Source organism: Streptomyces diacarni (assembly GCF_003323715.1).
Classification (GTDB): Bacteria; Actinomycetota; Actinomycetes; order Streptomycetales; family Streptomycetaceae; genus Streptomyces; species Streptomyces diacarni.
The window spans coordinates 1-12,981 of sequence record NZ_QOIN01000024.1; the positions used below are offsets into that span (position 1 = coordinate 1).

8 protein-coding genes are annotated in these 12,981 nt (G+C 72.0%); 7 read left to right on the forward strand and 1 reads right to left on the reverse strand.

Annotated elements, in window-relative coordinates:
- The coding region (locus DTL70_RS01260; protein WP_281278643.1) for a beta-ketoacyl synthase N-terminal-like domain-containing protein at positions 1 to 4,687 on the reverse strand (4,687 nt) is incomplete at its 3' end.
- A 444-nt stretch (positions 4,688 to 5,131) separates the two neighbouring features.
- On the opposite strand from DTL70_RS01260, the gene DTL70_RS01265 reads away from it, so the two are divergent.
- From DTL70_RS01265 to DTL70_RS01295, 7 genes are all read left to right on the forward strand, one after another.
- A complete protein-coding gene (locus DTL70_RS01265) occupies positions 5,132 to 6,349 on the forward strand; it encodes a nucleotide disphospho-sugar-binding domain-containing protein (RefSeq protein WP_245978905.1) in 1,218 nt (405 codons plus the stop codon).
- Positions 6,349 to 7,773: an NDP-hexose 2,3-dehydratase family protein gene (locus tag DTL70_RS01270; protein ID WP_114019945.1), complete on the forward strand. Its 1,425-nt coding sequence runs from the start codon at positions 6,349 to 6,351 to the stop codon at positions 7,771 to 7,773. Before DTL70_RS01265 ends, DTL70_RS01270 begins: the two co-directional genes overlap by 1 nt.
- Positions 7,774 to 7,784: 11 nt before the next feature.
- Positions 7,785 to 8,789: a Gfo/Idh/MocA family protein gene (locus DTL70_RS01275; RefSeq protein ID WP_114019946.1), complete on the forward strand. Its 1,005-nt coding sequence runs from the start codon at positions 7,785 to 7,787 to the stop codon at positions 8,787 to 8,789.
- A gap of 22 nt (positions 8,790 to 8,811) precedes the next feature.
- Positions 8,812 to 9,672 (forward strand): NAD-dependent epimerase/dehydratase family protein, encoded by an 861-nt coding sequence (locus tag DTL70_RS01280; protein WP_114019947.1) that lies wholly within the window; start codon positions 8,812 to 8,814, stop codon positions 9,670 to 9,672.
- Between the two features lie 11 nt (positions 9,673 to 9,683).
- Complete coding sequence (locus tag DTL70_RS01285; protein WP_114019948.1) at positions 9,684 to 10,895, forward strand: nucleotide disphospho-sugar-binding domain-containing protein; 1,212 nt, start codon at positions 9,684 to 9,686, stop codon at positions 10,893 to 10,895.
- Between the two features lie 9 nt (positions 10,896 to 10,904).
- A complete protein-coding gene (locus DTL70_RS01290; protein ID WP_114019949.1) occupies positions 10,905 to 11,972 on the forward strand; it encodes a glucose-1-phosphate thymidylyltransferase in 1,068 nt (355 codons plus the stop codon).
- Positions 11,973 to 12,125: 153 nt separating this feature from the next.
- Positions 12,126 to 12,932 (forward strand): thioesterase II family protein, encoded by an 807-nt coding sequence (locus tag DTL70_RS01295; RefSeq protein WP_114019950.1) that lies wholly within the window; start codon positions 12,126 to 12,128, stop codon positions 12,930 to 12,932.
- Positions 12,933 to 12,981 lie beyond the last annotated feature (49 nt).

Here is a 12,981-nt window from a genome sequence, read left to right on the forward strand (position 1 = left end):
AAGACCCCTCAGCAACCGCACGCAAACCACCCACCACACCACCACGCCCCACACCCACCACCGCAGCACGACAACCAAACACACCACGCCGACCCAACACACCAGCAACCTCAGCAAGCCCATACTCCGCACGCGCCCCCACAAAATCCGCAAGCTCCGCAGCGTTCCGACGTAGCTCCGGCTCGGACTCGGCCGACAACGCCAATACCACCGGCTCGGTCGGCTCTGCCGGGGCGGGCGGAGCTTCGAGGATCAGGTGGGCATTCGTCCCGCTGATTCCGAACGAGGAGACCGCAGCCCGACGGGGACGCCCCGTCTCCGGCCACTCGGTCGACTCGGTCAGCAGCCGCACCGCACCCGCCGACCAGTCCACATGCGGGGTGGGCTCATCCACATGCAACGTGCGCGGCAGCACACCGTGCCGCATCGCCTCCACCATCTTGATCACACCCGCCACACCCGCAGCAGCCTGCGTATGACCGATGTTCGACTTCAGCGAGCCGAGCCACAGCGGCCGCTCGGCGGGGCGGTTCTGCCCGTAACTCGCGAGGAGGGCCTCCAGCTCGATCGGGTCGCCGAGTGTGGTGCCGGTGCCATGTGCCTCCACGACATCGACATCGGACTCGCTCAGCCGGGCATGGGCCAACGCCGCCCGTATGACGCGCTCCTGCGACGGGCCGTTGGGAGCGGTCAGACCGTTGCTCGCGCCGTCCTGGTTGACGGCGCTGCCCCGGATGACGGCCAGCACCGGATGACCGTTCCGCTGCGCGTCCGACAACCGTTCCAGGACGAGCAACCCGACGCCCTCGGCCCAGGCGGTGCCGTCAGCGGAGGCGGCGAACGGCTTGCAGCGGCCGTCCGGTGCGAGCCCGCCCTGCTGGCTGAACTCCACGAACATGCCGGGGTTGGCCATCACGGTGGCTCCGCCGGCGAGGGCGAGCGAGCATTCGCCCTGCCGCACCGCGGCCGCGGCCAGGTGCAGTGCGACGAGAGAGGAGGAACACGCGGTGTCCACCGTGACGGCCGGGCCCTGCAATCCGAGGGTGTACGCGATCCGGCCCGACGCGACGCTGGCGGTGTTGCCGGTCAGCAGATAGCCGCCCAGGGCGTCCTCCGCCTCGTGCAGGCGTGGGCCGTAGTCCTGGGCCATGACGCCGCTGAACACCCCCGCCGTTGTCGCCTTGAGCGACGCGGGATCGACTCCGGCCCGCTCCAGCGCCTCCCACGAGGCTTCCAGCAGCAGGCGCTGCTGCGGGTCCATCGCCAGCGCCTCGCGGGGGCTGATGCCGAAGAACTCGGCGTCGAACTCGTCGGCGTCGTAGAGGAAGCCGCCGTGCCGGGTGCTGGACTTGCCGGGCGTGCTCCCGGCGGGGTCGTAGATATCCTCGATGTTCCAGCCGCGCCGGGTGGGGAAGGGGCCGATGGCGTCGCGGCCTTCGGCGGCGAGCCACCACAGCTCCTCCGGGGAGCGCACCCCGCCGGGGAACCGGCAGGCCATGCCGACGATCGCGACCGGCTCGTCCGCGACGGACGCGGCCGTGGACCCGTTGGCGCGAGCGTGGGCGGCGTTGCCCTCGTCGGCGCCGGCGGCTTCCCGGGCAGGGTCCGCTCGCACCAGCTCGCCGCGGATCCGCTCGGCCAGGGCGTCGGGGTTCGGGTGGTTGTAGGTGAGCGCGCTGGGGAGCTCCAGCCCGGTCGCCGCCGCCAGCCGGTCGCGGAGCTGGACGGCGGAGATCGAGTCGAAGCCCAGTTCCTTGAAGGTCCTGTCCGGGTCTATGGCCGCGGGGGTGACATGGCCGAGGACGAGGGCCATCTGGGAGTGCAGCAGCTCTCGCACGGCCTCCGTCTGTGCGGGGGCCGGCAGCGGGGCCAGCCGCTGCCGCCAGGCCGACAGTCGCTCCGCCGGCGCGTCCTGCGCGGTTGCGGAGGGGTGGGCATCGGAGAGTGCGGCGGTGGACGAGGACGTCTGGTACGCGTCCTCCCTCAATGGCGTCTCGCTGGGCAGTTCGGGCCAGTGGCTGCGGCGCTGGAACGCGTATGTCGGCAGGGTGACGGGAAGCGCGCCCTCGGGCGGTGACGGGAGCACAGAGTTCCAGTCGACCTCGGAGCCGAGCACGTGGAGCGTGCCTACGGCCCGCAGGACCCGGGACGCCGGCAGCCGCTCGGCGTCGGGCCCGTGGGTCCCCGCATCGGTCAGCGACCCGTTCTCGTCGTGCCCGTCGGTCGCGACAGCACGCACGTCCTCGGCGCTCAGTTCCAGGCGTACGGTGCAGCCGAGATCGGCCCACTGACGCTCCTCGCCCGCGCGCCCCGCGAGCTCCGGTGCCGGCCTCTCCCGTTCCGGGTTCTCCCTTTCCGGGGCCTCCCGTTCCGGGTCACCGCTCTGTGCGCCTCGCCCGAGGCTCCGCAACCAGTACTCGGCCGTCGCGTGCTCGGCGGCGTCGATCACACGCCCGGTGGCCGCGCACAGCACCGGCAGGCGAGGCTCCGCGAAGGAAACCTCCCCCACCGCACGGGCCACCTCGCCCCTCCTCGAACGGACCGCGTCCCCCGTACCGTCCGCGTCCTCGACACCGACCGCATCGTCCATACCGTCCGCGGCCTCGGCGCCGTCCGCCTCGGAGTGCTCACAAGCGGCGATCAGTGTGACCGCGTCGGCCGCGGACAGGACGCCCGCCACGTGCGCGGCGGTCACCGCGCCCGCGGACCGTCCCGCGACGACGTCCGGGCGCACGCCCCAGCGCTCGAAGAGCCGGAACAGCGCGGTCTCCACCGCGAACCGCTCCGTCAGCGAGCCGGCGGTGTCCGGGTGCGACGGGCGCAGCGGAGGTGCGAACAGCGGACGTACAAGCAGCGGGTCAAGTTCCGCGCGCACGTCGTCCAGCGCCCGCGCGAACCCCGGCAGCTGCTCTCCCAGTGCGTGCACGTCGTCGGCCCTCAGGCCGCCGTCCCCGGTGAACACCGCGGCGACCCGGGGCGCGTTGGCGGCCCGGCCCCGCACGAGGCTCGTGGCGCTCTGCCCGTCCGCCAGGGCGTCCAGTTGCCGCATCAGGGTGCTGTGGTCGGCGCCGATGAGCACGGCGCGGTACTCGAACGCCGTGCGGGTGAGCGCCAGGCCCCGGCCGATCCGCGCGACGTCGGCTGCCTCGGCCGGGCCGTCCGGCGCCCCGCCCCCGTGCGTGCCGGGCCGCTCAGCGGCCGTGAGATGGTCGCGCAGCCGGGCGGCCTGTGCTCGCAGGGCGGCGTCCGTGCGGGCGGAAACGGTCCAGGGCACGAGAGGGCGGGCGGCTGCGTCGCCGCTCCGGCCGGGCTCGGCGTGCCGTCGTGCGCTCGCGGCATGGCCGGGACGCGCGGGAGGCTCGGAGACGATGACGTGGCAGTTGGTTCCGCCCATGCCGAAGGAGCTGACACCGGCCGTCAGCCGTCGGTCCTGCGCGGGCCACGCGCCCAGCGAGGTCTGCACCTTCAGGTTGAGCCGTTCCAGGGGAATGCGCGGGTTCGCCTCGTGGAAGTTCAGGCTGGCGGGCACCGCGCGGTGCCTGATGCTCAGGGTGGCCTTGACGAGTCCCGCGATGCCCGCGGCGCTCTCCAGGTGGCCGATGTTGGTCTTGACAGAACCCACGAGCAGTGCGTGGTCCCGCTCGGCCGCTCCGTACACGGCGCCCAGGGCGGCTGCCTCGATCGGGTCGCCGACGGGGGTGCCGGTGCCGTGCAGTTCCACGTACTGGACCTCGTCAGGAGAGATGCGCGCGCGCTCGCACGCACGCCGCAGGACGTCCTGCTGGCCCTCGGCTCCTGGCACGGTCAGCCCGTCCGTCGCGCCGTCGTTGTTGACGGCCGATCCGCGGACGACTCCGTGGACGGTGTCCTGGTCGGCGAGTGCGCGGCCCAGGGGCTTGAGCACCACGAAGGCGCCGCCTTCCCCGCGTACGTAGCCGTCGGCGCGGGCGTCGAACGTGTGGCACCGGCCGTTGGGTGACAGCGCGTTGAAGTGGGCGGCCTTGGCGGTGCTGTGCGGGTGGGTGATCAGGTTGACGCCGCCCACGAGGGCGAGGTCGCACTCCCCGTTCCGCAGGCTCTCGGCCGCCATGTGGACCGCGACGAGGGACGAGGCCTGGGCGGCGTCGACGGTCAGGCTGGGGCCGCGCAGGCCCAGCGTGTACGAGAGCCGGTTGGCGATGATGGCGCGGTTGGTGCCGGTCATCGTGTGATGGGTGTACGAGGCGTCGCCGTACTGGGCCGTCAGTGTGGCGTAGTCGTCGGCGCCCGCACCCACGAAGACGCCGGTGCGGCTGCCGTGCAGCGCGGCGGGCAGCAGGGCGGCGTCCTCCAGTGCCTCCCAGCCCAGTTCGAGTGTCAGCCGCTGCTGGGGGTCCATGACGAGGGCCTCGTGGGGCGAGATGCCGAAGAAGTCGGCGTCGAAGCCGTCCACGCGGTCCAGCAGGGCGGCATGGCGGAGCCGGACGTCGGCGCCGCCGCCGGGGCCTTGCGTGCCGGGGTTCTGCGGGTACCGCAGGGCCAGGGTCTCGGCGGGCGCGTCGGAGACGGCCTCGGCGGAACCGGCCAGCAGCCGCCAGAACGCGTGCGGCGCGGGGGCGTGCGGAAGCCGGCAGGAGAGGCCGATGATGGCGAGGTCGTCGTCGTCACAGTGGGCTCCGGTCACTGCGGAATCCCGCTCGTTCGTCATCGTTCAGCCGACCTTCCATTGTCCCCCCGCCGGCACGGTCCGCATGGCCCCGGGGAAAGCTGTCATGGCATTCCTCTGCTGTTCTGCCACCCTCAGGACAATTGCTAAGGAGCCCCTTGGCGTCCTCTAAAGCTGATGCGCCGCTCTTTTCGGCGCGCAATCAAAGCGGCGTTCTCACACCGGTCAGCCGAGCGGTCACCCAGCGCTGGAGGGAACGCTGGGGAGTTTCTGGGCCGCGTGGCTGCCCGGGCCGGCGCGGGGTTCCGCCGGGCGGGCGTCAGCGGGATTTTAGGGGCGGGTTGGCGAGGAACTACCGCGAGGTTAGGGCTGCCTGGTGTCCTCGGAACCGTTCATTTGCCGAGGTCGGATGAGAAAACTCTGTCACGGAGGGGACGTTTTTCGCGCCGGAACCGTGGCAGCCCACATGTGGAGTTCACATTGCGTGTGTTGTTCGTCCCGCTGGCCGCGGCTGGCCACTTCTACACCATGGTTCCACTGGCGTGGGCCTTCCGTGTGGCCGGCCACGACGTGCGGGTCGCCGCCCAGCCGTCCGTGCTCGGTCTGGTCAACAGCTCGGGGCTGACCGCTGTGCCCGTGGGCGAGCCCACCAACGTGCTGTCGAACATCAAGGGTTCGGTCGACGCGCTGCGCAGCGAGACGGGCAAGAGCCTGGCCGACTACGGCGACCTGGAGTCCATGCCCGACGAGGTCCGTGAGCGGTTCAAGGAGTTGCGGCGCGAGACGTTCGTCGCCATGGCGTCCGAGATCGCCGACGACCTGGTGGGGCTGGCGCGCGGCTGGCGTCCCGACCTGATCGTCACCGACCCGGTGATGTTCGTCGGTGCGCTGCTGTCCGAGGTGACCGGCGCGCCCCTGGTGCGTCATCTCTCCGGCCCGCTGCTGCCGACGTTCCACCGGGCCCTGGGCAGCGGTCTCCCGGTGGACGAGTGGCCCGCTTCTCTGCTGGCGCTCTTCGAGCGTTTCGGAGCCGAGCCGCGCCCCGACCCCGCCATGGTCAACGTCGATCCCACGCCGCCGAGTCTGCTGACGCGGCCGGCGGCGAACCGTGTGGGTTTCCGCTACGTGCCGTACAACGGCGCGACACAGATGCCGGGCTGGCTGCGTGAGCCGGCCGGCAGGCCGCGGGTGTGCGTGTCCTGGAGCATGACCAACACGGTGACGTCCGGTGAGAAGGAGTACCCGGCGGCGGCGATCGCCAAGGCGCTCGCGCAACGCGGCACCGAGGTCGTCGTCACGGTGAAGGCGACGGACCGGCCCCACTTCGGCCAGGTGCCGGACGGTGTCCGTATCGTCGAGGAGCTGCCGTTGCAGCTCGTCGTCCCGTCCTGCGCGGCGGCGGTCAACCACGGCGGCGGCGGTACCTCGCTGACGGTGGTGACGTCGGGTACGCCGCAGGTGATGATGCCGCAGGACCCGGCTCACGTGGTCAACGCGGAGCGGATCGCCACCGCCGGGGCGGGCGTGGCGCACCGCACCCGGCCGATCGACATCCCGGCCGTCGTCGAGGCGGCGTCGGAGATGGTGGACGAGGGCCGGTGGCGCGCGGCGGCGCGGGCGGTCGAGGAGGAGAACGCGCGGCAGCCGTCACCCGCGGAGGCGGTCCGGGTGCTGGAGCAACTCGTCATGGCGAGGCTGCGCTGATGGCCGCACTGGACCGCAGCGCTGTCCGGTTCACCGCGTCGGCTCTGACGGACCTCAAGCCCACCGCTCTCGCGGACTTCCACCGGTGGTGGGCGGAGCGGCTGCGCGCCGGGGTGTTCGAGGTGACGCCCCTTGCGTTCGCGGAGCTCAACGGCTGGTACTTCGCACCGGGCTCGGGCAACCTCGTGCACGAGAGCGGCAAGTTCTTCGAGGTCAGCGGGATGCGCGTGGACTCGGGGGACGGTGAGCAGTGGTCGCAGCCGATCATCCACCAGCCGGAGGTCGGCATCCTCGGCGTGCTGGTCAAGGAGATCGACGGGGTGCTGCACTGCCTGCTCCAGGCCAAGATGGAGCCCGGCAACGTCAGCACCCTGCAGCTGTCGCCCACGGTCCAGGCGACGCGGAGCAACTACACCCGGGTGCACGGTGGTGCGCAGACCCGCTATCTGGAGCACTTCCGCGGGCCGGGCCGCGGGCGGGTGCTGGTCGACGTGCTCCAGTCCGAGCAGGGCTTCTGGTGCTGGCACAAGCAGAACCGGAACATGGTCGTCGAGGCCACCGGGGACGTTCCGCTGCACGAGGACTTCGTGTGGCTGCCGCTGAGCCAGGTGTGGCAGCTGATGCGGTGCGAAAACCTCGTCAACATGAACACCCGTACGGTGCTGGGCTGTCTGCCGCTGGCCCGCCCGCCGAAGGCGCTGCTCCCCGTGGAGGACCCCTTCCGTGCGGCGCTGCTGCGCTCGTACGGGCCGGTCGGCGACGACGCGGGGGGCGAGCCTGAGGCGGAGGCCCTGCACACGCTGACCGACGTCGTGAGCTGGCTGACCGAGATGAAGACGCGCACGGCGTGGACCTCCCGGCTGGTTCCGCTCGACGAGGTGACCGGGTTCTCCCGCACGGCGGACGCGCTGGCGGACGACGAGGAGCGCGACTTCGCGATCGTGGCACGCGGCGTGCGGGCGGGCAACCGCGAGGTGACGCGCTGGACCCAGCCGCTGCTGGAGCCCCGGCGGCAGGGCCTTGCCGTGTTCGTGGCCAAGCGGGTCGGCGGCGTCGTCCACCTGCTCGTACGCGCGCGTCCCGAGCCGGGGCTGCTGGGCCGCGTCGAGATCGGTCCGACGGTGCGGCGCCCGCCGGCCTTCGACACGATGCTGTCCTGCGGCCCCGAGCCCTTCCACAGCCACGTCTCCGGCGCGGACCCCGCGCAGGTCCGCTTCGACACCGTGATGTCAGAGGAGGGCGGCCGATTCCTGCACGCCGAGACCCGGTACCAGGTGATCGAAGTGGGTGACGACTTCCCGCCTGACGTGCCCGAGGACTACTGCTGGCTGACAGTGCAGCAGCTCACGGAGCTGGTGCGGCACAGCCACTACCTCACCGTCGAAGCACGCAGTCTGCTCGCCTGCGTGCACTCCCTGTGGTGATGTGACGCCCCGTGAACGCCGAGACCGCGACACCCCCGCCCCTGCGACTGGCCGTGCTGGGCTGCGCCGAGTTCGCCTGGCGCAACACACTGCCGGCCGTCCGCCGCACCGACGAGGTCCACCTCACCGTCCTCGGGAGCCGCGACGGCGCGAAGGCGGCACGGTACGCCGAGGAGTTCGGCGGTGAGCCCGTCGAGGGGTACGAGAAGGTACTGGAGCGCCACGACGTCGACGCCGTCTACATCGCGCTGCCGACCGGCCTGCACCACACGTGGGCGCGCCGGGCTCTGGAGGCCGGAAAACACGTGCTGGTGGAGAAGCCGCTCACCACGGGGCTCGCCCAGACGGAGGACCTGGTCGAGGTGGCGGTACGGCGGCGGCGCTGGCTGACGGACGGCTTCCAGTTCCCGCACCACGGGCAGCACGCGCAGGTGCGCGAGTTCGTGGACGAGGGCGGCATCGGCGAGCCGCGGTTCTTCACCGCGGCCTTCGGCATCCCACCCCGCCCGCCGGGCGACGTGCGCCACGAGGCGGACCTCGGCGGCGGCGCGCTTCTCGACGTCGGCGTCTACACCGTGCGGGCGGCCCGCATGTTCCTCGGTGAGGACCTCACGGTGCAGGGAAGCACGCTGCGGATGGACACGGCTCGCGGTGTGGACCTCGGTGGCGCCGCACTGCTGTGCTCCGGCAGCGGCGTGCCCGCACAGCTCTCGTTCAGCTTCGAGACGTCGTACCGCTCCTCCTACGCGCTGTGGGGCAGCGACGGGGCGCTGACCCTGGAGAGGGCCTTCACTCCTCCCCCCTCGTTCCGGCCCACGCTGCACGTGCGGCGTGGCAACGACACCCGGGAGCTGCCGCTGACCCGCGACGACCAGCCCGCACAGCTCATGCGTGCGTTCGCACGGGCCGTGCGGGAGGGGGCGTCGATGACCGCGCACGGCGAGGAGCTGAGGCGTCAGGCGGCTCTGGTCGACGACATCCGTAATCGAGCGCTGCGCACCGCCATCCGCCTGTGAACGGCGCAAAGGAGACAAGCTAGTGGAAATCATCGGTCGCGGTTTCATCGCGCGGCACCTGGGGTCCATGGAGCACAGACATCCGCACGTGGTCGCACTGGCGTCCGGGGTGTCCCAGGTGGACGGCGTGAGCGCGGACGACTACCAGCGCGAAGCCGATCTGGTGTACGAGACGATCCGGCGCTGCCAGGAGAAGGACCAGCTTCTGCTGTACTTCTCGACCGCGAGCGCGGGCATGTACGACGCGACCCGCGGCTGCCGGGGACGCGAGGACGACCCGGTGTTCCCGGGCAACGCGCACGGCCGCAACAAGCTGCTGCTGGAGACCGTCATCCGGGCGTCCGGCGTGCGCCACCTCGTCATCCGGCTGAGCCACGCCTTCGGTGTGCACCAGTCCTCGCACCAGCTCATGCCCGCGCTGCTCGGCGCGGTCAGCTCCCGCAAGGTGCGCATACACCGGGGCTCGTCCCGGGACATCATCCACGTCTCCGACGCCATGACGATCGTGGACCGCCTGCTGACCGCGGGCGTCGACGGCGAGGTGGTGAACGTCGCCTCGGGCGTGACCGTGCCACCCGAAGCGATCATCGAGCACATGTCCGAGCGGCTCCAGCTGCCCATCCTGGAGAAGCAGGTCGTCGAGGGCGACGCGTCGGTGTGCCTGGTCTCGCTGGACAAACTCCGGCGGCTGGTCCCCGAGATCGACGAGCTGGGCTTCGGCGACACCTACTACAAGCGGGCCATCGACCGGTACGTCGCGGAGGTCGAGGCGCTCGGCGCCGCCGAGGGCACCACCGCCGAAGCCGCCGGGGGCAGTTCCTCCGCCGCGCAGGAGCGGCCGAGCGGCGGCACCGGCGCAACGGGCCGACACCACGTCAGTTAGGAGAGACACGCATGCGGATCCTGTTCATCCCGCTCGGCCTGTCGACGCACTACCTCCACCTGGTGCCCCTCGCCTGGGCGTGCCGATCGGCCGGCCACGAGGTGCGGATCGCCGGCCAGCAGCACGCGTTCGCGGCGATCGAGCAGTCCGGTATGACCGTCACCCCCGTCGGTGAGCGGTACGACTTCGTGGAGCACTGGAAGGAGGCGCTCACCGAACTCGGGCGGCTCATCGAGGCGACAGGCGGCCACCGGGCCGGCACCGAGCGCACGCCCGAGGAGCGCCGGCGGCTCGTCCAGCTCAGGAGCGACCCGTTCCTCAAGAGCGCCGAGGCCATGATCGAGGACCTGGTCCCGCTGGCACGGAGCTGGCAGCCCGACCTCATCGTCGCCGACCCGCTCGTCCTCGCCGCGCCCCTGCTGGCCAAGACCGTCTCCGTACCGCTCGTGCACCACATGTGGGCGCCCGAGGTCAACGACAAGGTCGGTTTCGGCGGCGTACGCGGCGGCGGCCTCCCCTGGCCCGACGACCTGCGGCGGCTCTTCGAGAGCTACGGCCTCCAGCCGCAGGACCGGTACTCGACCGCGGTCGTCGACCCCTGCCCCGACAGCCTCCAGGCCCCCGGCATCCCCGGCCGGATGCCGATCCGCTACGTGCCCTACAACGGGCCCGGCACCGCGCCCGCGTGGCTCGCCGAGCCGCCCGCACGGCCGCGGGTCTGCGTCACATGGGGATCGACGCACACCGAGATGGTCGGGACGCACAACTTCCTGGTGCCCGAGATCCTCGCGGGCCTGGAGAAGCTCGACGTCGAGACCGTCGTCGTGGTCCGTGGCGCCGACCGCGCACTCGTCGAGCCCGCCGCCTCCCCCGAGCGCGTGCGGATCGTCGAAGGGCTGCCCCTGCACGCGCTGCTGCCCACCTGTGACGCGATCATCCACCAGTGCGGCTCCGGCACGATGCTGACGGCCGCGGCGCTGGGCGTCCCCCAGGTGCTGATGCCCACCACCGTGGACCGGGCGGAGATCTCCCGCATGGTGGCGGACACCGGGGCCGGCATCGTGGCCGACACCTCAGACACCGCGGCCGAGACCCTCCGGCCGGTCTTCGAGCACGCGCTCTCCGACACCGCGGTGCGGGAGTCGGCCGACCGGCTGAGCCGTGAGATCGCCGCGCAGCCCTCACCGGCAGCGGTCGCCGCCTCCCTCGACAAGCTGCTCTGAGAGGTGCATGTGAAGGCCCTCGTGCTCTCCGGCGGCGCCGGCTCCAGGCTGCGCCCTTTCAGTCACACCACGCCCAAGCAACTCGTCCCCGTAGCGGGCAAACCCGTGCTCTTCCACGCCCTCGACGCACTCACCGCCGCAGGGATCGACGACATCGGCCTCATCGTCGGCGAGGCCGACGGACCGGTCAGCCGGGCGGTGCGCGAGCGGCCCGGGTTCGACGCCCGCGTCACCTGCATCGCCCAGGACGCGCCCCGGGGCCTGGCCCACTGCGTGCTGATCGCCCGCGACTTCCTCGGCGACGACGACTTCACGATGTACCTCGGGGACAACATCTTCCAAGGAGGCATCACCGACACCCTCGACGCGTTCCGCGCCCGGCGCCCCACGGCACAGCTCGCCGTCAGGAAGGTCACCGACCCCGGCCAGTACGGGATCGCCGAACTCGACGCCGAAGGCCGCGTGATCGCGCTCCAGGAGAAGCCGGAGCACCCCCGCAGCGACCTGGCGATCACGGGCGCGTACGTGTTCACCTCCGAGATCCACGAGGCGGTGCGCGCCATCGGGCCCAGCGCCCGTGGCGAGCTGGAGATCACCGACGCCGTGCAGTGGCTCGTGAGCCGGGGCCGCACGGTCACCGCCCACCACTTCTCCCGTTATTGGGCGGACACCGGCACCCTCACCGATCTGCTGGCGTGCAACAAGGTGCTGCTCCAGGCGCTCACGCCCGCCGTCGGAGGATCCGTCGACGAACACAGTCGGCTGCTCGGCCCTGTGGTCGTCGAGGAAGGCGCCACGCTCCGGGCATCCGTCGTCGAAGGCCCGGCGATCATCGGCCGGCACAGCACACTCGTGAACTGCCGTGTGGGGCCGTACTCGGCCGTCGGCGCGCACTGCCGGATCGAGGCCTCGGACGTGGCGGACTCCGTCCTGCTCGACCGGTCCACCGTGCAGGGCGTGCACAAACTGCGGGGCTCGATCATCGGCAAGGCCGCGGACATCAGGCGGGACTCCACCGACCCGGGCTGCCACAAGCTGCTGGTCGGTGACGACTCCCGCGTCTTCGTGCCCGGGTGACCACGCGCCGCCGGCCGGCGGCGCCGACCGGCCGCACAGGTCGGCGGCACAGGCCCGCGGCACAGGCACCGGGGCCGCGCCTGCGGCGGCCGCTGCGCTGTTGCCGCGCCCCCGACCGCACCACACCACCACACGACTTCCACGGAGTACCGCATGACAACGGCATCCGGCAGCCGGCCCCACCGCACCCCGGCCGACCTCAGAACCGATCTGTGGCTGCGCCGGCTGACCCGCTCGGCGGACGCCCGTGCCCGGCTGGTCTGCCTCCCGCACGCCGGAGGGTCGGCGAACTTCTTCTTCCCGTTCGCGGACTCGCTGCCCGCCACGGTCGAGGCCTACGCCATCCAGTACCCGGGCCGCCAGGACAGGCGCACCGAACCGTGCCTGACCACCGTCGAGGAGCTGGCCGACGCCGTCTACCCGGTACTGCGCCAGGGCCTGCCCGGCCTCCCCCTCATCCTCCTCGGCCACAGCATGGGCGCGATCGTCGCCTTCGAGGTGGCCACGCGCATGGAAGCGTCGGGAACCGGATCGCCGCTCGGGCTGATCGCCTCCGGCCGCCGTGCGCCGTCCATCCACACCGTCGAGACGGTGCACCAGAGGGACGACGCGGGGCTGGTGGCCGAGATCCGCCGGCTCAGCGGCACGGACGACGCGCTGCTCGACGACCCCGAGATCCGCGAGATGCTCCTGCCCGCCCTGCGGGCCGACTACAGGGCGATCGAAACCTACCCGGGCCCCGCAGGGCCCCCGCTGAACTGCCCGGTCAGCGTCTTCGTCGGGGACGACGACCCGCGGGTGTCCCTCGACGAGGCGGACGCCTGGCGCCACCACACCCAGGGCGACTTCGCCCGCCACATCTTCCCGGGCGGCCACTTCTACCTGCGGGACAGCCCCCGGGAGTTCACCACGACGCTGACCCGCGAACTGTCGCGGCTGTGCGGGTCCACCGCTCCGTGAGGTACCCGGGGGCGCGGACGTGCCGCGTGCACACACGGCGTCGCTGACC

Coding starts and splice junctions, on each gene's coding strand:
- DTL70_RS01270 (WP_114019945.1), top strand. CDS start 6,349: ATGGCCGCACTGGACCGCAGCGCTGTCCGGTTCACCGCGTCGGCTCTG.
- DTL70_RS01295 (WP_114019950.1), top strand. CDS start 12,126: ATGACAACGGCATCCGGCAGCCGGCCCCACCGCACCCCGGCCGACCTC.
- DTL70_RS01285 (WP_114019948.1), top strand. CDS start 9,684: ATGCGGATCCTGTTCATCCCGCTCGGCCTGTCGACGCACTACCTCCAC.